Origin of the sequence: Geobacter sp., assembly GCF_030834625.1 — a bacterium.
GTDB lineage: Bacteria > Desulfobacterota > Desulfuromonadia > Geobacterales > Geobacteraceae > Geobacter.
The window spans coordinates 61224-82843 of sequence record NZ_JAUQXO010000039.1 but is presented as its reverse complement, the minus strand read 5'-3'; the positions used below and the strand labels follow the sequence as shown (position 1 = coordinate 82843).

Annotated in this window: 22 protein-coding genes; 3 read left to right on the top strand and 19 right to left on the bottom strand. The window is 58.8% G+C overall.

The annotated features are described in order from the left end of the window. Positions 1-15: 15 nt before the first annotated feature. Positions 16-1446, bottom strand: a complete 1431-nt coding sequence (ahcY, locus tag RCH91_RS10725) for an adenosylhomocysteinase (RefSeq protein ID WP_306534936.1) — start codon at positions 1444-1446, stop codon at positions 16-18. A 155-nt stretch (positions 1447-1601) separates the two neighbouring features. Next, positions 1602-2690, bottom strand: coding sequence for a nitronate monooxygenase family protein (locus RCH91_RS10720; RefSeq protein WP_306534935.1), 1089 nt, complete (start codon positions 2688-2690; stop codon positions 1602-1604). Between the two features lie 141 nt (positions 2691-2831). Between RCH91_RS10720 and RCH91_RS10715 the strand changes: the two genes are divergently transcribed. Together RCH91_RS10715 and RCH91_RS10710 are read left to right on the top strand one after the other, a co-directional pair. Beyond that, positions 2832-3788 (top strand): sensor histidine kinase KdpD, encoded by a 957-nt coding sequence (locus RCH91_RS10715; RefSeq protein ID WP_306534934.1) that lies wholly within the window; start codon positions 2832-2834, stop codon positions 3786-3788. After that, positions 3785-4507, top strand: a complete 723-nt coding sequence (locus tag RCH91_RS10710; RefSeq protein ID WP_306534933.1) for a response regulator transcription factor — start codon at positions 3785-3787, stop codon at positions 4505-4507. Before RCH91_RS10715 ends, RCH91_RS10710 begins: the two co-directional genes overlap by 4 nt. Positions 4508-4590: 83 nt before the next feature. On the opposite strand, the gene metK is transcribed toward RCH91_RS10710, so the two are convergent. The 17 genes from metK to kdsB form a co-directional block, all read right to left on the bottom strand. Further along, on the bottom strand, positions 4591-5760 hold the full coding sequence (gene metK / locus RCH91_RS10705; RefSeq protein WP_306534932.1) for a methionine adenosyltransferase: 1170 nt from the start codon (positions 5758-5760) through the stop codon (positions 4591-4593). A gap of 108 nt (positions 5761-5868) precedes the next feature. Beyond that, positions 5869-7635, bottom strand: coding sequence for a phosphoenolpyruvate--protein phosphotransferase (gene ptsP, locus RCH91_RS10700; protein WP_306534931.1), 1767 nt, complete (start codon positions 7633-7635; stop codon positions 5869-5871). Continuing rightward, the gene (locus RCH91_RS10695; RefSeq protein WP_306534930.1) at positions 7616-7882 is read right to left on the bottom strand and encodes an HPr family phosphocarrier protein; all 267 of its coding nucleotides are present in this window, start codon (positions 7880-7882) and stop codon (positions 7616-7618) included. The genes ptsP and RCH91_RS10695 overlap by 20 nt, the downstream gene beginning before the upstream one ends. 25 nt (positions 7883-7907) lie before the next feature. Continuing rightward, complete coding sequence (locus RCH91_RS10690) at positions 7908-8300, bottom strand: PTS sugar transporter subunit IIA (protein ID WP_306534929.1); 393 nt, start codon at positions 8298-8300, stop codon at positions 7908-7910. Between the two features lie 4 nt (positions 8301-8304). Beyond that, positions 8305-9162 carry an RNase adapter RapZ gene (gene rapZ / locus RCH91_RS10685; RefSeq protein ID WP_306534928.1) on the bottom strand — a complete coding sequence of 286 codons (858 nt, stop codon included), beginning with the start codon at positions 9160-9162 and terminating at the stop codon, positions 8305-8307. A gap of 3 nt (positions 9163-9165) precedes the next feature. Next, positions 9166-10125 carry an HPr(Ser) kinase/phosphatase gene (hprK, locus tag RCH91_RS10680; protein WP_306534927.1) on the bottom strand — a complete coding sequence of 320 codons (960 nt, stop codon included), beginning with the start codon at positions 10123-10125 and terminating at the stop codon, positions 9166-9168. Positions 10126-10200: 75 nt separating this feature from the next. Next, complete coding sequence (hpf, locus tag RCH91_RS10675; protein WP_306534926.1) at positions 10201-10746, bottom strand: ribosome hibernation-promoting factor, HPF/YfiA family; 546 nt, start codon at positions 10744-10746, stop codon at positions 10201-10203. Between the two features lie 117 nt (positions 10747-10863). Continuing rightward, positions 10864-12312, bottom strand: coding sequence for an RNA polymerase factor sigma-54 (rpoN, locus tag RCH91_RS10670; protein ID WP_306534924.1), 1449 nt, complete (start codon positions 12310-12312; stop codon positions 10864-10866). An 86-nt stretch (positions 12313-12398) separates the two neighbouring features. After that, positions 12399-13139 (bottom strand): LPS export ABC transporter ATP-binding protein, encoded by a 741-nt coding sequence (lptB, locus tag RCH91_RS10665; protein WP_306534922.1) that lies wholly within the window; start codon positions 13137-13139, stop codon positions 12399-12401. Further along, complete coding sequence (gene lptA / locus RCH91_RS10660; protein ID WP_306534921.1) at positions 13120-13626, bottom strand: lipopolysaccharide transport periplasmic protein LptA; 507 nt, start codon at positions 13624-13626, stop codon at positions 13120-13122. The genes lptB and lptA overlap by 20 nt, the downstream gene beginning before the upstream one ends. Before the next feature lies 1 nt (position 13627). Continuing rightward, complete coding sequence (gene lptC, locus RCH91_RS10655) at positions 13628-14203, bottom strand: LPS export ABC transporter periplasmic protein LptC (protein WP_306534919.1); 576 nt, start codon at positions 14201-14203, stop codon at positions 13628-13630. Between the two features lie 87 nt (positions 14204-14290). Further along, positions 14291-15424, bottom strand: coding sequence for an HD domain-containing phosphohydrolase (locus tag RCH91_RS10650; RefSeq protein WP_306534917.1), 1134 nt, complete (start codon positions 15422-15424; stop codon positions 14291-14293). Positions 15425-15727: 303 nt separating this feature from the next. After that, positions 15728-16243, bottom strand: a complete 516-nt coding sequence (locus tag RCH91_RS10645; protein ID WP_306534915.1) for an HAD family hydrolase — start codon at positions 16241-16243, stop codon at positions 15728-15730. Continuing rightward, positions 16243-17208 carry an SIS domain-containing protein gene (locus RCH91_RS10640; protein ID WP_306534913.1) on the bottom strand — a complete coding sequence of 322 codons (966 nt, stop codon included), beginning with the start codon at positions 17206-17208 and terminating at the stop codon, positions 16243-16245. Before RCH91_RS10640 ends, RCH91_RS10645 begins: the two co-directional genes overlap by 1 nt. A 73-nt stretch (positions 17209-17281) precedes the next feature. Next, complete coding sequence (kdsA, locus tag RCH91_RS10635; RefSeq protein ID WP_306534911.1) at positions 17282-18100, bottom strand: 3-deoxy-8-phosphooctulonate synthase; 819 nt, start codon at positions 18098-18100, stop codon at positions 17282-17284. 41 nt (positions 18101-18141) lie between these two features. Beyond that, positions 18142-19752 carry a CTP synthase gene (locus RCH91_RS10630; protein ID WP_306534909.1) on the bottom strand — a complete coding sequence of 537 codons (1611 nt, stop codon included), beginning with the start codon at positions 19750-19752 and terminating at the stop codon, positions 18142-18144. 87 nt (positions 19753-19839) lie between these two features. Further along, positions 19840-20598 carry a 3-deoxy-manno-octulosonate cytidylyltransferase gene (kdsB, locus tag RCH91_RS10625; RefSeq protein WP_306534907.1) on the bottom strand — a complete coding sequence of 253 codons (759 nt, stop codon included), beginning with the start codon at positions 20596-20598 and terminating at the stop codon, positions 19840-19842. A gap of 257 nt (positions 20599-20855) precedes the next feature. Here kdsB and RCH91_RS10620 point away from each other — a divergent pair, with 257 nt between their 5' ends. After that, positions 20856-21614 carry a phosphorylase gene (locus RCH91_RS10620; protein WP_306534905.1) on the top strand — a complete coding sequence of 253 codons (759 nt, stop codon included), beginning with the start codon at positions 20856-20858 and terminating at the stop codon, positions 21612-21614. The last annotated feature ends 6 nt before the right edge of the window (positions 21615-21620 follow it).

The window sequence follows — 21620 nt, the reverse complement described above, 5'->3', positions numbered from 1 at the left end:
GGTGCAAGCGCGCGCTCAGTACCGGTAGTGATCCGTCTTGTAGGGTCCCTCTTTCGACACGCCGATGTAGGCGGCCTGCTCGTCGGTGAGCTCCGTCAGCATGGCGCCGAGGGTCTTGAGTTGCAGCCGGGCCACCTTCTCGTCCAGCTCCTTGGGAAGCATGTAGACACCCACCGGGTACTTGCCGGGGTTGCAGAAAAGCTCCATCTGGGCCAGGGTCTGGTTGGCGAAGGAGGAGGACATGACGTAGGAGGGATGCCCCGTGGCGCACCCCAGGTTCACCAGACGCCCCTCGGCCAGGAGGATGATCCGCTTGCCGTCGGGGAAGATGATGTGGTCCACCTGGGGCTTGATGTTCTCCCACTGGTACTGCTTGAGGGCCGCAACCTCGATCTCGTTGTCGAAGTGGCCGATGTTGCAGACGATGGCGTTGTGCTTCATGGCCTTCATGTGATCATGGGTGATGACGTTGATGTTGCCGGTGGTGGTAACAAAGATGTCGGCCTTGTCGGCGGCCCACTCCATGGTGACCACCTTGTACCCTTCCATGGCGGCCTGGAGGGCGCAGATGGGGTCGATCTCGGTGACCCACACCTGGGCCTGGAGCCCGCGCATGGCCTGGGCGCACCCCTTGCCCACCTCGCCGTAGCCGCAGATCACGGCCACCTTGCCGGCCACCATCACGTCGGTGGCCCGCTTGATGCCGTCCACCAGGGACTCGCGGCAGCCGTAGATGTTGTCGAACTTTGATTTGGTGACCGAATCGTTGACGTTGATGGCCGGAAACTTGAGCTTACCCTTTTCGTGCATCTGGTAGAGGCGGTGCACACCGGTGGTAGTCTCTTCCGTGACTCCCTTGATGGCGGCCGCAGTCTTCGAGTACCACCCCGGCTTCTCGGCCAGGCGCTTCTTGATGGCGGCAAAGAGGAACTGCTCCTCCTCGCAGGTGGGATTGGCGATGACGGAGGGGTCCTTTTCGGCGTCGCTCCCCAGGTGCAGGAGAAGGGTGGCGTCGCCGCCGTCGTCGAGGATCATGTTGGGGGTGCCGCCGTCGTGCCACTCGAAGATCCGGTGGGTGAAATCCCAGTACTCCTCAAGGGTTTCACCCTTGTAAGCGAAGACCGGGATGCCGGCTGCGGCAATGGCGGCAGCGGCGTGGTCCTGGGTAGAGAAGATGTTGCACGATGCCCAGCGCACCTCGGCGCCAAGGGCCGTGAGGGTTTCGATCAGCATGGCGGTCTGGATGGTCATATGGAGCGAGCCGGCGATGCGGGCTCCCTTCAGGGGCTGACTGGCGGCGTACTCCTCGCGGATGGCCATGAGGCCCGGCATCTCGGTTTCGGCGATGATCATTTCCTTGCGCCCCCAGGCGGCAAGGGAGAGGTCCTGTACGTGATAGTCCGTGAACGCGCCGGTGGTCGCGGTCTGTGTGATGGTTGTCGACATTGTATCCTCCGTTAATTATGGTTGTTCCAAATCGTATCGGCAAAAGGGATTTATAGCATTTATGGCGCGGCGGGGTCAAAGCCGAATTCCCTTTTTCATGAAAAAAGGGCACCTATTGGTGCCCCTTCCATCGTTATGTCACTGAAAAATCTATGTCAGGCGGCCTTCTCTGCCTGACCCGCCTCCGCTGCGAAGAGCTCGTCGAAGATTTCCTGAACGGTGGTGATCCGGTCGGCCTTCCAGGCGTTGGTGCCGCAGAAGACGAGCCCTGACTCCATATCACCCTGCTGGGCCCGGTCGAGGGCGCTCACGATGCAGAACCGCTCGCCGGTCTCCTTGTAGGAACACTTCTTGAGGCAACCGTTGGTGCACTCGCTGGAATGTACCTGATCATACAGGGCTATCCCCTCCTGGTTGCTGAGAATGGCCCGCCCCGGCAACCCGGCCGGGCTCATAATGAGGCCGATGTCTTCCTGACGGCAGTCGAGGTACATCTGCTTGTAGGCGTCGTCGGCATCGCACTCGACAGTTGGCACGAAGCGGCTTGCCATCTGGACTCCGTCAGCCCCTTCGGCAAGGGCATGGAGGAGGTCGGCACGATCCCAGATTCCGCCGGCGGCGATGACCGGCACGGCCTTGCCATATTCGGCGCGGAAGAATTCCTTGATGGCGCGGATGGTGCCGTAGTGGTCGTAATCACCGCTGCCGATGTTTTCGATCTTTTCACCCAGGTGTCCGCCGGCGGTATCGGGGTCTTCCACCACCACCGCATCGGGGAGACGACCATAACCCTTGTCCCACTTCTTGGCGATGAGTTGGGCAGCCCGAAGCGACGAGACGATTGGCACGATCGCCACGTCGGGAGCATGGGCGGTCAGTTCGGGGAGCGTCATGGGAAGTCCTGCGCCGCAGACGATCACCTTGGCACCGCCCTCAATGGCGGCCCGGACGAGATCTTCGTAATCAGAGAGAGCCACCATGATGTTCACACCGATGACGCCGTCGGGGGCAACCTCATAGGCCTTGCGCAGTTCGAGCTTGAGCGCCTCGGGATTCGTTTGCAGGTAGTTGGCGCCGGTATAGAGCCCGCTGTTGAGCGTAACCCCCGCAGACGCCACGAGTCCAACACCACCGCACTTGGCCACGTGCCCCGCAAGCCTCCATCCCGATATGCGAACTCCCATACCTCCCTGGATAAGCGGATACTTCACCTCATGCTTGCCTATTGTGATCGGTCCGATCATTTTCCTCTCCCCCTGCCGGTGTCGTCTACTTGCGTAACCATACCAGAGCCGTAACCAAAGCATGTGTAATAGTTTTGTAAAACGAGGTTCATACGAAATCCCCCCTTGCAAACGGGTCAGGGGGGTGTTACACAAAATGCCATGAAATGGCTGAAGAAACTCGTCAATCCCCTCATGGCGCTGATCGGCATCCAGGTTGTCTGGGGGCTTCTGGTCTTTTTCTGGATCACCTGGTTCGTGGGTCGCCACAAGGAGTTCCGGGAGCTGGCCGAGCGCTATCGCCCCGAACTCCTGGGCCGCGGCTTCGACTGGGTGGTGCTGGTGGAGGGGCTGGTGCTCCTCGTCTTCATCCTGGTGGGAGTCTACGTCATCTTCATTTACTGGCGCCGCCAGTCTAACCTGAATCAGGAACAGCAGGACTTCATTTCGCAGGCGACCCATGAGCTCAAGTCGCCATTGGCCTCCATCAAGCTCCACCTGGAGACGATCCGTCTGCGCAAGCCCCCCCCTGACAAGCTGGAGCGGTTCCTCGACACCATGCTCGTGGACATCGACCGCCTTGACAACCTCACCAGCAATATCCTGATGGTTGCCAAGATCGAACAGCGGCGGCGTGCTTCCCGGTACCCGGTGGTGGACTTTTCAGCCCTGGTAACCAACTACATGGATCAGCAGCGCCACATCCTCCCCGAAGGGGGAAGCGTGATCCTCGATATTGAGAAAGAAATTTCGGCCGCCATCGATGTGGAGGGGATGGAAACGGTTCTGCGCAATCTATTCGAGAATGCAATCCTTTACAGTTTCGGTGCTCCGGAGATCCGCGTAGCGCTGAAACGGGAGGGAAACCGCTGCGTCCTGTCCTTCCAGGACAATGGCAAAGGGATCGACAGGAAGGACCTCAAGAATGTCTTCCGAAAATTCTATCGCATCCGCAGCACAGGCGAGGCTATCCGGGGAACCGGCCTCGGGCTTTGGATCGTCAAATCCGTGGTAAAGGAACACGGCGGGACCGTAACTGCCACAAGCGAGGGAGTCGGAAAGGGAACCACCTTCACCATCAGCTTCCCCCTCCCCCGCCGCAAGGGGGGCACCCCATGACCGAAGAAAAACCCCATATACTCCTGGTGGAAGACGAGATGCACCTGGCCCGGGGGATATGCTTCAACCTCGAGATAGATGGATACCGGGTAAGTCACGTGGAGAGCGGCGAAGAGGCCCTGGAACGGCTTGCCTATGACCGCTTCGCTCTCATCATTCTCGATGTCATGCTGCCGGGAATGGACGGTTTTGCTGTCTGCGAACGGATCCGGGCCATGGACAGTCGGGTGCCGGTCCTGATCCTCACGGCCCGCTCAGATGAGGGTGCCCGGATCACGGGACTCAAGAGCGGCGCCGATGATTACATCACCAAGCCTTTCAACCTGAACGAGTTTCTGCTGAGGGTCGGCGGCATGCTGCGTCGCTCCTCGTGGTATCGTCCGGAGCCCATAGAGGAGGCGTACCGTTTCGGCGACAACGAGGTATTCCTCCTCTCCTACCACGCCCGGACCGCCCAGGGGGAGATCGACCTGACGGAACTGGAGGTGAAAATGCTCTCCCTCTTCTTCCAGCGGGAAGGGGAGGCCATTGCCCGACGGGAGATACTGGAGAACGTCTGGGGATACTCCTCCGACACCGAGACCCGGACCCTCGATAACTTCATCGTGCGGCTACGCAAGTACTTCGAGCCGAACCCCGCCAAGCCGATCTATTTCCAGACCGTGCGGGGGTTGGGGTATCGGTTCAGCAGAAAAGGCGGCGAGGGAGTGAGGGAGTAGGATTCAAAAAGAAGAAAAGGCCGGGTGACACAATGTCATCCGGCCTTTTACTAATTCACTTCTTGCTACCCGCTACTAACTCACTAGATTCCCGCCTTCTGACGGATGATATCCACCTTGTCGGTCCGCTCCCATGTAAACTCGGGGAGCTCGCGGCCAAAGTGGCCATAGGCGGCGGTCTTCCGGTAGATGGGACGGAGGAGGTCAAGCTGCTCGATGATGGCACGGGGACGCAGGTCAAAGACTTCGCAGACGATCTCGGCAATCCGCTTGGAAGGGATTTTGCCGGTGCCGGCGGCATCAACCATGACCGAAACCGGCTCGGCCACGCCGATGGCGTAGGCAACCTGCACCTCGCACTTCTCGCAGAGGCCCGCGGCCACCAGGTTCTTGGCTACGTAACGTCCCATGTAGGCAGCGGAGCGGTCCACCTTCGAGGGGTCCTTGCCGGAGAAGGCGCCTCCGCCGTGGGCGCCATGCCCGCCGTAGCTGTCGACGATGATCTTCCGCCCGGTCAGGCCGCAGTCCCCCATGGGACCGCCGATGACAAAGCGGCCGGTGGGATTGATGAGCAGACGGGTCCTCTCATCCATGAGGTTCGCCGGGATGATCTTCTTGACGACTTCCTCGATGATCCCTTCCTTGATGGTCTCATAGGAAACTTCCGGCGTGTGCTGGGAGGAGATGACCACCGTGTCGACCCGCACCGGCCTGTCGTTCACATACTCGATGGAAACCTGGGACTTGGAATCGGGACGAAGAAAGTCCAATACCCCGGTCTTGCGAACTTCGGCAAGCTTCTGGGTCAGTTTGTGGGCATAGATGATGGTCATCGGCATGAGCTCGGGTGTTTCGGTGCAGGCGTAGCCGAACATGAGCCCCTGATCGCCGGCTCCCTGCTCCTTGAACATCCCCTCCCCCTCGGTGACCCCTTGGGCGATGTCCGGGGATTGCTTATCGATGGAGACGAGGACTGCGCACGTTTCCCAGTCGAACCCCATGGCCGAGTCATTGTAGCCGATCTCGCGAATGGTTTCGCGAACCACCTTCGGGTAGTCCACCACTGCGCTCGTAGTGATCTCGCCGGCAATGACCGCCATGCCGGTGGTTACGAGAGTTTCACAGGCAACGCGTGCCTTGGGGTCCTGGGTGAGAATCGCATCGAGAATGGCGTCCGACACCTGGTCCGCAACTTTGTCGGGATGCCCCTCGGAAACCGATTCGGAGGTAAAAATATAGTCCTTCATCTCCATCGCTGATTGTTCCTCCTCACAGGAAAATTTGGGCTGTTTTGTAGTCTCTAAAAGTGGGAATTGTATAAGGTGACAGCGGCCGCTGTCAAGGGAGAAACCGAACAACAATCAGTCAAAACTCTCGGAATACCGTGCGGAAATCTCGCCGCTCAGGTAGGCTTCCACCTCAGCTGCAGTGGAAAAAGCGAGCGCACGGGCAACGAGCTGCTCGGCGTCGGCCCTGGTTGCCCTGCGCAGCACCTTCTTGACCCTCGGGATGGAGACACCGGTCATAGAGAGCTCGTCGAACCCCAAACCAAGGAGGATCGGAAGATAGCGGGCCTCGCCCGCCATCTCGCCGCACATGCAGGCATGAATTCCGGCCGTATGGGCCGCATCGACCACCATGCGGAGGGAGCGGAGAACGGCCGGGTGCAGCGGCTGATAGAGGTGCGCCAGATGTTCGTTGGTCCGGTCGATGGCCAACGAGTACTGGATGAGGTCATTGGTGCCAACACTGAAAAAATCCACTTCCCGGGCAAGAATGTCGGCAATGACAACCGCCGAGGGGATCTCGATCATGATGCCTACTTCAATGCCGTCGTCAAAGGGAACCCCGGCGGCACGAAGTTCGCCCTTCGCCTCCTCCAGAAGGGCCTTGGCGGCGCGTACCTCTTCAATCCCCGAAATCATCGGGAAGAATATCCGAACCTTCCCCCGGGAACTGGCACGCAAAATAGCCCGCAACTGGGTCTTGAAAACATCGGGCTTGCGGAGCGAGAGGCGAATGGCGCGAAGCCCCAGGGCGGGGTTCATCTCGTCCTCCAGGTGGAGGTCGGTGGCAAGCTTGTCACCTCCAACATCAAGGGTCCGGATGGTAACCGGCAGGGGTGCCATCCCCTCGACAATGGCGGAGTAGGCAAGGTACTGCTCCTCCTCATCCGGAAGCCCCTGACGATTCATGTAGAGCATTTCGGTCCGGTAGAGTCCGACCCCCTCCCCCCCATGCCCCTTGAGCGTCGGAATCTCTTCACTAAACTCCACGTTCCCCATCAGGCAGACCCGATGGCCATCGGCGGTTTCGGAGGGGAGGTCCCGAAGCTTGAGAAATTCCTGCTCCAGATAGTCGTAGTGCTGCTTGCGTCGCAGGTAATCACGGAAAGTCTGCAGGTCGGGATTGACGACCACCGTGCCGTCGGTGCCGTCGATGATCATCGGCAGTCCGTCAATATCCTCACCGGTGATCGTCTCAAGTCCTACCACGGCGGGAATCTCCAGCGCCCTGGCCAGGATTGCGGTGTGGGATGTCCGCCCTCCCAGGTCGGTGATGAAGCCGATTACCTTGTCTTTGTCGATCTGGAGAATATCGGTGGGTGAGAGATCGTGGGCAACGATGATGATCTTGCCGCCGTCAATGGAGCCGATGCATTCCTGACGCTTGCCCACCATGGCGCGCATGATGCGCTCGACGACGGTTTCCACGTCACCGACCCGCTCGCGCAGGTAATCGTCTTCGATGGCAGCAAAGAATTCTTTGAATTTAAGGAGGTTGCGGTTGAGGGCCGCTTCGGCATTGATCCGCTCGCCGGCAATCAGGTCGAGGGTACCGCGGGTCAGCATGCTGTCTTCGAGGATCAGAAGGTGGGTATCGACCACATAGAGGTGTTCAGGTCCGCGGCGCGCTGCAAGGTGCTCTTTGATAGAAAGAAGTTCATTGCGGGCGTCCTGGAGGGCCGCTTGGAAGCGAGCGCATTCCTGCGCCACCTCGTCGTCGCCGATGGAAACCTCGGTGACCGCCACGCGGCTGCGGTCGGTCATGCGCGCCGTGCCTATGGCTATTCCGGAGGAGGCTTCAATCCCGCGGAAAATCTTTGTGTCATTCCTCGCCGAATCCATTGGTTATGAGCTCTCCGAGCGCGGCCATCGCTTCGGCCTCGTCCTCCCCCTCAATTTTGACCTTGATAACCGTTCCCTTGGCAGCAGCCAGCATCATGATCCCCATGATGCTCTTGCCGTTCACTTCGATCCCCTCTCGCTCGATCTTTATATCGGCGCGAAAGCGGCTTGCAGTCTTGACGAAGAGTGCCGAGGCCCGGGCGTGGAGGCCAAGCTTGTTGACGATGGTAAAATCCTGATCGAGCATTGCAGATAATCCCTGTAAATCCTGATTATTTCAGATAATCGCCGGCCACGGCGATACTCTCGCGGCCGCACTCCTTGAGGGACGTGGCCAGTTCGGCAACAGAAGCCCGATCCCGCTCGCAGGCAAACTTGATAACCATCGGCAGATTGACGCCGGTCAACACCTCGATCCGGTTTGCCTCCAGAAAGGAAAGGCTCATGTTTGAGGGGGTCCCGCCAAACATGTCGGTCATAATGAGCGCCCCACCTTCGGAAACGCGCTTCACGGCGCCGGCAATGCTATCCATGACCGCATCGGCCGGGTCACCCGGACGGATGCCGACAGCTTCGGCAGATTCAATGTGACCCACGATCATCTCGGCCCCCCTGAGGAGTTCCTCGGCAAGGCCGGCATGGGTAACGAGCACCAATCCTATCATCTGTTCATCCCTTTTCCATATCCCTGTGGCTCACCTTCACCACTATGCCCATTCGGGCGAAAAACCCCTGAAGCTCATCCACAAGGGCAACCGACCGGTGCCTGCCACCGGTGCAGCCGATAGAAATCGTAAGGTACGATTTCCCCTCCCGTTGGTAGGCAGGGAGGAGGTATTCGAGAAGGTTCTCGAACCTGGCAAGAAACTGGCCCGTTTCGGGCTTTTCGAGAACAAAATTCCGGACGCGGGGGTCGAGTCCCGTAAAAGGCTTAAGCTCCGGCACGAAGTGGGGGTTGGGGAGGAAGCGGACATCCATGACCAGATCGGACTCCAGTGGGATTCCAAACCGGTAACCGAACGACTGGAGGTGGACCGTCATCTTCCGGGCACCGGCCTCTCCCTTTACCCGTGTCAGCACCATCTCCCTGAGCTGGTGGACGTTCAGCTCCGATGTATCGATAACGAGGGTGGCAAGATGCCTGAGCCCCGCCAGTTGATCTCGCTCATGGCGGATCCCCTCGGGGACGGAACCACTCTCCAGGGCCGGATGGCGCCGGCGGGTTTCCGAAAAGCGCCGGATCAGGACTTCGTCAGTTGCATCGAAGAAGATGATCTCAACGGCATGACCCGCACCGTCGATCTCCTGAAAGACCTTCTCGAAACCCTTGAGAAAGTCCCTCCCCCGGATGTCCATGACGAGGGCCACCCCCGGCACCGACTCCTGGGCCTTCTGGACCAGATCGATAATGGTCGGGAAGAGCTGGACCGGAAGATTGTCAATGCAAAAGAACCCTTCGTCCTCCAGAACGCGAACGGCCGTCGACTTGCCCGAGCCGGAGAGGCCGGAGATAACCAGAATACGCATCGGCTACTCCACCTCATCCCCGAGGGGGCGAACTTCCATCCGTGCCATGAGCTTCTCCTGAAACTCCCGTGCCGAGTGGTACCCCATTCCCTTGAGGAGATGATTGCGGGCCGCCACCTCGATGATGGAGGTTAGGTTGCGCCCGGGTCGGACGGGAATCTTGATGTAGGGGAGCTCGATATCGAGGATCGTGTAGACCTCGTCGTCGAGGCCAAGCCGGTCGTATTCGTGCTGAGGGTCCCACTCCACCAGCTCGATCACCATATCGATAATTTTCTTTTCCCGGATGGAGGATACGCCGAAAAGGTTCTTGATGTTAAGAACCCCGAGCCCCCGGATCTCGATGTGATACTGGATCGCCTCGGCCGCCTGCCCCACAAGGGCTGCCGGCATCTTCTTCTTCACAGACACCACGTCGTCGGCCACAAGCCGATGACCGCGTATGACAAGATCAAGGGCGCACTCGCTCTTACCGATGCCGCTCTTCCCCAGCAGAAGCAACCCCACGCCAAGGACATCCACGAGGACACCATGGATGTGGGTCGTGGGGAGAAGCCGCTCCTCAAGGAACTTCGTGATTAGCGAGATAAATGTTGACGACTGCAGCGGTGTCACCAGCAGGGGAATTGCTTCGCGTTCGGCCGCATCCTTGAGGAATTGGGGTGGATCGAGCCCCTTGGTGACGATGATGCAGGAAATCGGGTACTCACAGAACTTGTCGACGAAAATCGTCGCCAGTTCCTCGTGGAGCTGGCGCAAGTAAGATATTTCGGTATTCCCGAGGACCTGTACCCGATCCGGATGGAGGTGGTCAGTGTACCCGGTGAGGGCAAGGCCCGGCTTCTGGATACGGGAACTGGATACCCGATGACTGACCCCTCGTCCTCCCGCAAGAAGAGAAAGATCAAGACCGTACTCCGAGTCATTGAGGAGATCTTCTATTGAGAGACTGACAGTGTTCAACGGGTGATTCCCCTCCTCTGCCCCGGTTAAAGGGAAGTGCGCCGTGCACGCAAGGGGGCGGCGCGGCGCACCCTCTTATTTGCGCGACGGCTCGATGAGGCCGTAGTTGCCGTCCTTGCGACGGTAGACCACGTTGATGACTTCGGTTGAGGAGTCGGTGAAGACAAGGAAGTCCTTGTGAAGGAGATCCATCTGCATGACTGCCTCCTCAACGGACATCGGCTTGACGGTGATGGTCGTGCTCCGGACGATTACCGGCTCTTGCTGCTGGTCGATGCTCTCGGCGGTAAGGATGGTCTTCTGCACTTCGAGGGCACGGCTGTCAGCAGCCGGCTTGTGGTCTTTGAGACGCTCCTTGTACCGGCGGAGCTGACGCTCGATCTTGTCCACCACGGCATCGATGGCCGCATACATATCATTGGTCTCTTCAGCGGCCTTCATGGTGATCCCCTTGGCGGTAAGGGTCACCTCTGCCATGTGGCGAATCTTCTCCACGGTGAGATAAACCTGGGCAGTGATGGGTTCGTCAATATATTTCTTAACCCTTTCCAGTTTCTCGGCGGCGTAGCTCTTGAGGGCCTCGCTTTGCTCCATGTGTCTGAACGTTGTCGTAATTTGCATGACTTCCTCCTTACGGTAAATGCGTCTCGGGTCACCTGCTCCTACTTCAGTTAAATCACGAAAATGCAATCATTCAACCCGAAACGTCGAAAGAAAAAAAATATGAGCCGGGATGGCTCAAAAATGACGCTTGCGCTCCGAAGACGAGCCGATTCTCAGCATCTCACGGTACTTGGTGACCGTGCGACGGGCGATGTGGATGCTGTGAGCCGACAGGAGATCGGCGATACGCTGGTCACTGTATGGTTTGCGGGGATCTTCGGCCTCAACGATTTCCTTGATCCTGTTTTTTACGCTCTCGGAAGCAATGAAATCACCCTCGCCGGTGGAAATGCCACTGTTGAAGAAATACTTCATTTCGAAGAGTCCCTGGGGGGTCTGCATGTACTTGTTTGTCGTGACGCGGCTGATGGTCGATTCGTGCATACCGATATCCTCGGCCACGTCACGCAGGACAAGGGGACGGAGGTATTCGATTCCCTTGTCGAGGAAGTCTCGCTGGAACTTGGCGATACTCTTTGCCACCTTGTAGATGGTCCGCTGCCTCTGGTGGATACTCTTGATCAGCCACATGGCCGAACGGACCTTGTCGTTGATGTATTCCTCAGCCTTGGCATCCACGTGACCGCTCGCCTTGGCCTCCCCTGCGTAATAGGGGCTGATCCGGAGATTGGGGAGTCCCTCGTCGTTAAGCACCACCACATAGTCCTCCCCAATCTTGTAGACAAAGATGTCGGCGGAGATGTAGTGAACGTCTTCGGAGCCATAAATCCGTCCCGGTTTGGGGTCAAGACCCGCAATGATCCGTGCCCCCATGAGGATATCGTTGATGTCGACCCCGAGGGCTTTGGCAATCTGCTTGTACTTGCGGGTCTCGAGATCGTGGAGGTGATTGCGCAGAATTCCTTCCACGACGCTCCCCCCCATGCCAAGCTGCTCCACCTGGATGAGAAGACACTCCCGAAGGTCCCGGGCGCCAACCCCCATCGGATCGAATTCCTGAATCTTCTTGAGACAGGCCTCGACAACGGATTCATCCACGCCCAGTGACCGTGCGAGCTCCTCAACGGTGGCACGGAGATACCCTTCGTCGTCGATGTTGCCGATGAGCTCGGCACCAACAGCCGTTTCCACGTCGCTGAGCCGGGTGAGGCTCAACTGCCACATGAGGTGATCACTCAGGGTGCCCTTGCGAGTGAGGACATTTTCGTAGGAGGGGCGCTCGTCGTCGTCGTAATACTGCTCACCGGCGCTGAAATTATAACCCTCCAGATAGCTGTCCCAGTCGGTGTCCCGCAAGGTCTCCTCCCCCGCCTTAACCTCCTGGAACTCCTTGTCCTCGCCGGGGGGCGTCTCCTCCTTCTCTGCCTGTTCCAACTGGTCCTGCTCTTTGGGCTCCTCCACCTCGAGGGTTTCCTCAAGAACCGGGTTCTCCTCCATCTCCTGACGGACAAGATCCTGGAGTTCAAGCCGCGAGAGCTGAAGAAGCTTGATGGCCTGCTGCAACTGGGGAGTCATCACCAGTTGCTGGGTCAGCTTCATCTGTTGACGCATTTCAATGGCCATAACTAGAACATCCTAAACGCGGTTTCATGCAGCACGATTCGCCAGACATGTCCGCCCATAGTGACGGAAGCGTCACACCAAAAGCGTTAAAGTCTGAATTTCTCTCCCAGGTAGATCTCCCGGGCCTGCTTGCTCGCAGCAATTTTGACCGGATCGCCGTACTCGATCACCTTACCGGCATTCATGATATAGGCGTTGTCGCACACACCGAGCGTTTCCCTCACGTTGTGGTCGGAGATCAGAATGCCTATTCCCCTTGACTTCAGCTCGGTGATGATCCCCTGAATATCGATAACCGCAATGGGATCAATGCCGGCAAAGGGTTCGTCAAGAAGAATAAAAAGGGGCTCCGTTGCCAGTGCCCGCGCAATCTCGACCCGGCGGCGCTCGCCACCGGAGAGGGCGTACCCCTTGCTCTTGGCGATATGGCCGATCTTGAAGTCACGGATAAGTTCATTGACACGCTCGCGCCGTTCCGCCGGAGAGAGGTCCATGGTCTCCAGGACTGCCATAATGTTTTCTTCAACAGTAAGCTTTCGGAATACAGACGGTTCCTGGGGGAGATAGCTGATTCCCATCCGCGCACGCTGGTACATGGGGAGCACGGTAATCTCGTCATCACCGAGAAATACCTGGCCACCGTCCGGACGACAGAGCCCTACGACCATGTAGAACGTGGTGGTCTTCCCAGCGCCGTTGGGACCCAGCAGTCCCACCACCTCACCGGTGGAAACCCGCAGGTCGACACCATTCACGACGACACGTTTGCCGAAACCCTTACGAAGCCCTTGGGCCCGCAGGATCGTATCAGCGCTGCTTGCCGCCATCCTTCCCCTTTTCCTTTGGCGTAATTACCGCCTCAACCCGTGCGTCTGGGCCACCGGTGACGACGCTCTTCTCTTCGTTCACGAAGTAGGTAATAACCTTCCCGGAAACTGTGTTCTCTCCCTGAATCACCTTGGGATCACCGGTAAGTATTATCTTCTGCTCGGCGCTCTGATAGACCCCCTCGCGGGCCGTTGCAAGGCGGTCTCCCTGAACGATCCGGACGTTACCTGAGGCCTCAACCCTGTCGAGATCTCCTCCGTCCTCCTTGTAGTAGACAACGAGCTTGTCTGCGTAGATCGTCAGATCCCCCTGCCGGGCGATGACTTTGCCGGTAAAGGTGGCCGTCTTGCTCTTACTGTCAGTGAAAAGCTCGTTCGATTTAATAGTAATCGGCTGCCCCTCTTGTCCCCCCTTCGGAAGCGGCGCGGCGTGCGCTGTCCCCAAGGATGCCAGCAGGAAGAGCATTGCGGTGAGCATTAGTCTCATGTTATCCCTTTTTCCCCGGCGTGACGATCGCAGTCACGTCCCTAAGAATCCGTACCTGCCGGGTTTTGACTGACAATTCCATTCCCACCCCTGTGACGCTCATTCCGCTATCAGTGAACCTGACCCTGTCATCGGTCACCACAAGGGAGCGACCAGCCTCGTAGGATGCCCGTCCCGTTGTGAACTCCATGCCCGAGTCACTTATTGCCACTACGTTGCCGGAGAGTCTCACGTCCTTTGACGCATTGTAGTAATCGGCCTGGTCCGAAACGAGAGTAATATCTCCGCTTCTGCCTCTTTCATGCAGCACAAGACGCACGCCGGTCAGCCTTGTAACGTCACGCGCCTTGTCGTACTCACCCTTTTCGGCGAAAAGGTCCCACTGCTTGACGCCATCCTTGGTTTCCGTGTAATGGATTTTACTGAGGGAGAGTTCGACATTGCGTGGAAGGGCTGGCAGCCCTTCCCCTTTCTTGCCACCCGAACCGAGCTTCAGGGCCAGGGAAACGGCGAGATAGAGCGTTGCAAGAATGATGACCGAGGCCAGAATATGCCTGATTTTATTAGCCTTTATCATATATGCCGGTGCAGTATACCATCTCGCCAAAGCACTGTAAAGAAGCTTTTAGGGCCAACAGGGCAATTTGGCATGGAGATTGTAATGTCACCGTCCCGCCGCACAGGAGCTGGACACATCCGGCTTCGGGCAGGACACTGCCAGGCAATCCAGCCACTGACTTCGGAATATCTCATCAAAGTGATGCGCCGTCTGCCGGAATGCCCCCAGGACCTCCGGGTCGAAATGACCGGGCATCGTCCTGCCATCGCCCTTGATAATGATACTACAGGCAGTTTCGTGGTCCAGGGAAGGTTTATAGGCCCTTCGACTGCGCAAGGCGTCGTATTGGTCGACGAGCATGACGATTCTCCCTTCGATAGGGATCTCCCGACCCGCGAGCCCATGGGGATAGCCGGTGCCATCCCACCGTTCGTGGTGGGTGAGGGCAATCGACGCAGCCATCTGAAGCATGGCATAGGACGAACCCCGGAGAATGCGGGCACCGATGACCGTGTGCCTTTTGATCGTTTCGAACTCGTCCCTGCTGAGGGGGCCAGACTTGAAGAGGATAGAGTCAGGTATGCCGATTTTGCCGATGTCATGCATGGCGCTGGCCACAGTGATGGTCTCGACGAAATCATCCGCAAGCCCCATAACCCGTGATAGCCTCTCCGCATACATGCCGATGCGGGAGTTATGGGTCCCGGTCTCCTCGTCCCTGAGTTCAGCGGCCGCCGTGAGCCGTTCCACGACTTCCTTGCTCATACTCTTGAGCATGTGAAGCGTCTCCGCCAGCTCACGGGTCCTCTGGGCAACGGTATTCTCCAGTTCCACTTTATAGTTCTTCTCGATCTGCACAAGCCTCTTGTAATCGATCCCCTTTTCCAGGGTATGGAGAAGTTGAAGGGGCTCGTGAGGCTTGATGATGAAGTCAAAAGCCCCCTTCTTGATGGCTTCGACGGCAACGGAGAGCTCGGCATAGCCGGTCATGAGGATAACCGGCACGTCCTGGTCCTGGCCGCGAATCGCCTCCAACACCTCAATCCCCCCCATGCCGGGCATATTGATGTCGGTAAGTACTATGTCGATCCCGCCCTGGGCACACCGTTCCACGGCATTGCCCCCACGGGAGTACGCGCAGACCGTCAACCCAAAGGCTTCCAGTAACGACGACAGGCTCTCGAGGACATAAGGATCATCATCCACAACAATTATGGTAGCATCCATTTCCCTTGTCATGCGTAAGACACCTCCCTGGCCGCAGCTGCCAGTGTTGCCGGACAAAGGGACTGCCCTCGCAAGGGGGTCCCCATCCCGTATCTGTAGTTGATAATGCCGGAAACCAAGCTCTGCAGAAGAGCACAGTGGGGCGGCAAGGCAATTCCTCCCTTGGGCCGTAACAGTACACAGGCTAACGGCACACAGAAAGGGTTATGGTTCTTTTCGGCGAAAGGGAGAATTACTTGAAAGAAAACCGTGAGGCAGGTACTCAAAGGAGAAATCGGCAGGAGTGAATACTGGCAGGCCGGCAGAGGATATCGGTCAGCGAAAGTAACGGGCGGTTATCTCGTCCCACTTCCCCTGCCCCCTGAGCAGCAGATCGCAGACCTCGCGGACAGCACCCCAACCGCCACGGTTTCGGGTAGTGAAGTGAACATGGGGGAAGACGTCGTCCACGGCATCGGCCGGAGCCACCGCGAAACCGACCCGACGCAGCACCGGGATATCGATCACGTCGTCACCCATGAAGGCGACCTGGGCATCGGTGAGTTCGGTCCTCTCCAGAATCTCCTGGTAGGGAGTAAGCTTATCCAGGGCCTTCTGGTAGACGAGGGAAATCCCCAGCTCGGCAGCCCGGTTCGACACAACCAACGACCCGCGGCCCGAGATAATGCCCACCTCGATGCCTGCCCGCTGGACCATTTTGATGCCGTGGCCGTCCTTCACGTTGAAGAATTTGCTCTCAACGCCATTTGAATCGAAGATGATGCGACCGTCGGTCATGACACCATCCACGTCCAGGATAAGGAGCCGTATATTCCGGAGACGCTCGTCCATCAGGCCAGCCCCGCTTTAAGGAGATCGTGCAGGTGGATAACCCCCACCGGCTGCTTGTCGTCATCACCCTCAAAAACAAAGAGGGACGTAATGGAATATTCCTCCATCCGCTGGAGGGCCTTGGCGGCCAACTCTCCCCTCTTTATCCGCTTCGGATTGCGTCCCATGAGTTCGCCAGCGGGTAGCTCGAGAATGTCCACCCCCTGCCCCAGTGCCCGGCGGAGGTCCCCGTCGGTTATCACCCCCAGAAGCGCACCGTCACCATCAACGACCCCCGTGATACCAAGCCCCTTGGAGGTGATGACGAACAGGGCGTCGCGCATGGGGGTTTCAGTCGTGACCGTTGGAATGGCATCGCCGACATGCATGAGGTCACCCACCGTGAGAAGGAGTTTTTTGCCGAGGGAGCCGCCAGGATGGAACAGGGCGAAATCCTCGGGCCGGAATCCTCGTTCCAGCAGCAACGCCACGGCAAGGGCGTCACCCATGGCGAGGGTGGCGGTGGTAGAGGCGGTGGGTGCCAGCCCCAAGGGACAGGCCTCCTCCTTGACCGAAATATCGAGAAAGACGTCTCCAGCCTTCGCCAAGGTTGATTTCGAATTCCCTGACATGGAGACGAGGGATGCGCCGAGCCGCTTGATGATCGGAAGGATCCGCACCACCTCTTCGGTTTCGCCGCTGTTGGAGATGGCGATCACCACATCACCCTTCATGATCATCCCCAAGTCGCCGTGGATCCCCTCGGCGGGATGAAGGAAGAAGGCGGGAGTCCCGGTGGAGGCCATGGTGGACGCAATTTTCTGGCCGATGAGCCCCGATTTCCCCATGCCGGTCACCACAACCCTCCCCTTGGTGGAGAGGATGAGGCGGACCGCCCCTTCAAATTCGCCGTTGATGGAATCTGCCAGGGCCATGAGGGCGTCTGCTTCAATGCGGATGACTTTGCGTGCTTCTTCCAGAATCATAATAAATCCGTGACCGGGAACATAGGTACCTGTAAATCCGTATTACTGACCCCTGAACTCCGTTCCTGGGTTTCTATTTTACGATGGCGTCAATGGCCTTGAGTTTTTTCAGCAGACCGGGAAGGTCGTCGAGCGGCACCGAGTTGGGACCGTCGCAAAGGGCCTTGTCCGGCTCCTCGTGGACCTCCAGAAAGATTCCGTCGATACCCGTTGCCACGGCTGCCCGGGAGAGGTACTCAACGAACTCCCGCTGCCCGCCGGACGAGCCCCCATGCCCCCCGGGGAGCTGGACGCTGTGGGTGGCGTCGAAGACCACCGGAAAACCGAACCTCCGCATGATGGGCAGGCTCCGCATGTCGGACACCAGGTTGTTGTAGCCGAAGGAGGCGCCGCGCTCCGTGAGGATGATCCGCTCGTTGCCGCTGGCGACGATCTTGCCGACCACGTTCTCCATGTCCCACGGGGCCAGGAACTGCCCCTTCTTGACGTTCACCACGCACCCCGTCCGGGCAGCCTCCACCAGGAGATCGGTCTGGCGGCAGAGAAACGCCGGGATCTGAAGGATGTCGAGGACCTCAGCCGCAGGCTGCACCTGCTCGATGGAGTGGATATCGGAGATGACCGGAAGACCGAGGGACTCTTTCACCTTGGCGAGGATGCGCAACCCCTCCTTCAGCCCCGGCCCCCGGAAGGAGGTGACCGAGGTGCGGTTCGCCTTGTCGTAGGACGCCTTGAAGATCAGCGGGATCGACAACCCGTTCACGATGGTCATGAGGCGCTCGGCGCAGCGCAGTGTCGCCGTTTCGTTTTCGATGACGCAGGGGCCGGCGATGAGCACCAGGGGACGGGTCCCCCCAATCTTCACGTTGCCGATGGTAATTTCTCTGATCATAGGAACCTCAGACACTGGACGACGGAGTAAATCTTACCGTTCTACTGCCTCTTGCCCCGGTTCTCCAGGGCCGCAGCAATGAACGTCCTGAAAAGGGGATGGGGGTTGAGGGGCTTCGATTTGAATTCGGGATGAAACTGGCAGCCGAGGAACCAGGGATGGTCTGCAACCTCGACAATTTCCACCAAGTCCCCCTCCTTGTAAACACCGGAGATGACGAGCCCCTTGGAGATGAGAAGCTCCCGGAAGGCGTTGTTGAACTCGTAGCGGTGACGGTGACGCTCGGAGACGTCGAGGGAACTGTAGGCCCGATGGGCAAAGGTTCCCTTGGAGAGGGAGCAGGGATAGGCCCCGAGCCTCATGGTCCCCCCCTTGCGCTCCACTCCCTTTTGCTCCTCCATGAGGTGGATTACCGGGTTGGCGCAGTCGGGCCGGAATTCGCTGGAACAGGCATCATCAAGACCGCAGACGTTGCGGGCATACTCGACAACCGCCATCTGCATGCCGAGGCAGATGCCGAAGAAGGGCACCTTTCGGGTCCGGGCGTACTCGATGGCCTTGATCTTCCCTTCGGTCCCCCGTTCGCCAAAGCCACCCGGCACGAGGATCGCGTCAACGTCGTCCAAAAGCCCGCCGAGTCCCTCGCTCTCAAGCTTCTCGGAATCCAGGTAGCGGAGGAAAACCCGGCAGTCATTGGCGATCCCGCCGTGGGTGAGGGCTTCGGCCAGCGACTTGTACGATTCGGTAAGGTTCACGTACTTGCCGACGATGGCAATGTGAACCTCCCCCTTGAGCGGGTTGCGGAGCTTCTCCACCACGCTCTCCCAGGGGGCCAGGTCCGGGGCCTTGGTCCAGATGTTGAGCTTGTCCACCACTTGCTCGTCGAGCCCCTGCTTGTGGAGCGCGAGAGGCACCGCGTAGATGTGCTCGGCGTCGGCAGAGGTGATGACCCCCTTTTCCTCCACGTTACAGAAGAGGGCGATCTTTGCCTTCATGTCGTGGGGCAGATCCTTCTCACAGCGGCAAATGAGAATGTCGGGCTGGATACCGATCTCCCGCAGCTCCTTCACAGAGTGCTGGGTCGGTTTGGTCTTCAGCTCGCCGGCGGTCTTAATGTAGGGAACCAGCGTCACGTGGAGGTAGAGGACGTTGGCAGCCCCGCGATCGGCCTTGAACTGGCGGATCGCCTCCAGGAACGGCAGCGATTCGATATCGCCCACGGTGCCCCCCACCTCGACGATGGCCACGTCGGCACCCTTGGCGTTCTCCAGGATTTTGTGCTTGATCTCGTCGGTGATGTGGGGAATTACCTGAACTGTTCCTCCCAAGTAGTCGCCGCGACGCTCCTTCTCGATGACCGAGAAATAGACCTGACCGGTTGTAAAGTTGCTCCTCTTGGAGAGCCGCGCCGACGTGTAGCGCTCGTAGTGGCCAAGATCCAGGTCGGTCTCTGCACCGTCATCGGTGACGAAAACCTCACCGTGCTGAAAGGGGGACATGGTGCCCGGATCGACGTTGATATAAGGGTCAAGCTTCTGCATGGAGACCCTCAGGCCTCGGGCCTCCAGAAGCGCTCCGAGCGACGCCGCAGCGAGCCCCTTGCCTATGGAGGAGACGACCCCGCCGGTCACGAAGATAAATTTGGTTTTCATGGAAACTCCTGAAAATAGAGGCGACGGCGCGGAACTCCGGGTGGGACAAACGTGATTCCCCAAACCCTCTTGCCCGCAATCTGCGCCTTAGTGGCTTGATAATTTTTCGATGACTTTGTCCAGATCGTTCGGCGTATCGACACCGATCGACTCAAAGGAGGTCTCCACGACCCTGATCCGGAAACCGTTTTCCAGGACCCGCAACTGCTCCAGCTTCTCCGCAAGTTCAAGGGGGGTCGGCGTCATCCGAGCGAACCCAAGAAGGAAGTCCCGGCGGTAGACATAGAGCCCCACGTGCTTGTGGCACAGAAGCCTTCCCGTGACAAACGCCTCGTCCTTCAGGTCGTTCCACTTGTCGCGAAAGTTGGGGAGCGGCGAGCGGGAGAAATACAGGGCATACCCCTCTCTATCGGTAACAACCTTCACCACGTTGGGGCTCAGAAAATCATGCAGGGACTTGATCCGGCTCTTGAGCGTCCCCATCCGGATAGAAGCGTCGGCGGCGAGGGGGGCGATCGCCTCGTCGATCATGGCCGGCTCGATGAGGGGTTCGTCTCCCTGAACGTTAACCACAATGTCGGCATCGATCCGGGCTGCCACCTCGGCAAGGCGGTCAGTGCCGGTCTCGTGGGCTGCGGACGTCATCTCCACACGACCGCCGAAGCCACGGACAGCCTCGGCAACCCGCTCGTCGTCGGTGGCCACTATAACCTCGGAAACCAGGCCGGCCCTCGCGGTCCGCTCATAGACGTGCTGCACCATGGGCTTGCCCATGATGTCGGCAAGGGCCTTGCCGGGAAAGCGGGTCGAGGCATATCTTGCAGGGATGATGGCGGTTATTTTCATACGAAGGTCCCGGATTCGACCCCCGCTCGACGACACGACGGCATGCGTAAGCACCACGCATCAAATAGATGCCTGGCACTGAGCGCTGGAACTGACGTAACCGACGAGATTGTCCTAATTGGGGGCTAGAGAATTGTTTGTTGCTAGAAGCGTGTCCCTTCGGCAGGTGGGACGTATAACGCTACCGCAAAGGCTGTGGCGTGTCAAGGGATGAAATGCTTTGCCACACACGGGCTACCTTTGGTACAGTGCCGCCCATGCAGACCATCGGACTCATGGCAGCCATGCCCGACGAGATACGGCCACTCCTTCGCCTGGCAGGGCCTGCGGCGCGGGAGCGAAGCGGAACGTTTCCCCTGTGGCGATTGCGGATCGGCAACACAGACGTCTGTCTCGTGGAATCGGGGATGGGGATTGCCCGGGCGGCAGCGGCAGCCGATGCGCTCGTGGCGGAAGCCACGCCGACGGTGATCCTCTCCTTCGGCTTTGGCGGAGCCGTGTTGCCCGGCTTGAGCATTGGAGGCCTGGTGGTGGGAGCGAAGAGCTGGTTCGCCGGCACGGAAGGATTCAGCCCTCGCCTGGGAATCGATCAGGAACTGGCCAGGAAGATAACCGCGGAGCTTAACGACACGGTCGGCGGAGCCTCCGGCGGCGAGATCATCACCTCATCCCAAATTCTCCGAAAGAGCAACCTGGCCCACTCACTCCCGGCCGGGATGACCTTGCCGGTCCTCGACATGGAAACGGCGGCGGTAGCTGAAGTAGCACACCGGCACGGGATAGCGCTCGTGGCGCTCCGGGCAATAAGCGACGATGCGGCCGAGGAGCTAGCCTTCTCCCTGGACGAATTCACCGACCAGGAAATGACCATTCGCCCCCTGAAGGTTTTTGCGACCATCGTCCGCAAGCCGTGGATCATCCCCCAGCTTGTGAGGCTCGCCAGGAACTCCCGCCTCGCCGGCAAACGGCTTGCCCAAGGAGTTCTGGCAACTGTCGAGTTTCTCTCCCGCAGATAAAAGCGC

Excerpts from the sequence above, each read along its gene's own strand:
- rpoN (WP_306534924.1), bottom strand. The coding sequence starts at position 12,312 with ATGGCCATTGAAATGCGTCAACAGATGAAGCTGACCCAGCAACTGGTG.
- RCH91_RS10690 (WP_306534929.1), bottom strand. The coding sequence starts at position 8,300 with ATGATAGGATTGGTGCTCGTTACCCATGCCGGCCTTGCCGAGGAACTC.
- lptA (WP_306534921.1), bottom strand. The coding sequence starts at position 13,626 with ATGAGACTAATGCTCACCGCAATGCTCTTCCTGCTGGCATCCTTGGGG.
- RCH91_RS10650 (WP_306534917.1), bottom strand. The coding sequence starts at position 15,424 with ATGACAAGGGAAATGGATGCTACCATAATTGTTGTGGATGATGATCCT.
- kdsA (WP_306534911.1), bottom strand. The coding sequence starts at position 18,100 with ATGATCAGAGAAATTACCATCGGCAACGTGAAGATTGGGGGGACCCGT.
- RCH91_RS10640 (WP_306534913.1), bottom strand. The coding sequence starts at position 17,208 with ATGATTCTGGAAGAAGCACGCAAAGTCATCCGCATTGAAGCAGACGCC.
- ptsP (WP_306534931.1), bottom strand. The coding sequence starts at position 7,635 with ATGGATTCGGCGAGGAATGACACAAAGATTTTCCGCGGGATTGAAGCC.
- RCH91_RS10720 (WP_306534935.1), bottom strand. The coding sequence starts at position 2,690 with ATGATCGGACCGATCACAATAGGCAAGCATGAGGTGAAGTATCCGCTT.
- ahcY (WP_306534936.1), bottom strand. The coding sequence starts at position 1,446 with ATGTCGACAACCATCACACAGACCGCGACCACCGGCGCGTTCACGGAC.
- metK (WP_306534932.1), bottom strand. The coding sequence starts at position 5,760 with ATGGAGATGAAGGACTATATTTTTACCTCCGAATCGGTTTCCGAGGGG.
- hpf (WP_306534926.1), bottom strand. The coding sequence starts at position 10,746 with ATGCAAATTACGACAACGTTCAGACACATGGAGCAAAGCGAGGCCCTC.
- rapZ (WP_306534928.1), bottom strand. The coding sequence starts at position 9,162 with ATGCGTATTCTGGTTATCTCCGGCCTCTCCGGCTCGGGCAAGTCGACG.
- RCH91_RS10695 (WP_306534930.1), bottom strand. The coding sequence starts at position 7,882 with ATGCTCGATCAGGATTTTACCATCGTCAACAAGCTTGGCCTCCACGCC.
- kdsB (WP_306534907.1), bottom strand. The coding sequence starts at position 20,598 with ATGAAAATAACCGCCATCATCCCTGCAAGATATGCCTCGACCCGCTTT.
- RCH91_RS10645 (WP_306534915.1), bottom strand. The coding sequence starts at position 16,243 with ATGGACGAGCGTCTCCGGAATATACGGCTCCTTATCCTGGACGTGGAT.
- lptC (WP_306534919.1), bottom strand. The coding sequence starts at position 14,203 with ATGATAAAGGCTAATAAAATCAGGCATATTCTGGCCTCGGTCATCATT.
- RCH91_RS10710 (WP_306534933.1), top strand. The coding sequence starts at position 3,785 with ATGACCGAAGAAAAACCCCATATACTCCTGGTGGAAGACGAGATGCAC.
- lptB (WP_306534922.1), bottom strand. The coding sequence starts at position 13,139 with ATGGCGGCAAGCAGCGCTGATACGATCCTGCGGGCCCAAGGGCTTCGT.
- RCH91_RS10715 (WP_306534934.1), top strand. The coding sequence starts at position 2,832 with ATGAAATGGCTGAAGAAACTCGTCAATCCCCTCATGGCGCTGATCGGC.
- RCH91_RS10630 (WP_306534909.1), bottom strand. The coding sequence starts at position 19,752 with ATGAAAACCAAATTTATCTTCGTGACCGGCGGGGTCGTCTCCTCCATA.
- RCH91_RS10620 (WP_306534905.1), top strand. The coding sequence starts at position 20,856 with ATGCAGACCATCGGACTCATGGCAGCCATGCCCGACGAGATACGGCCA.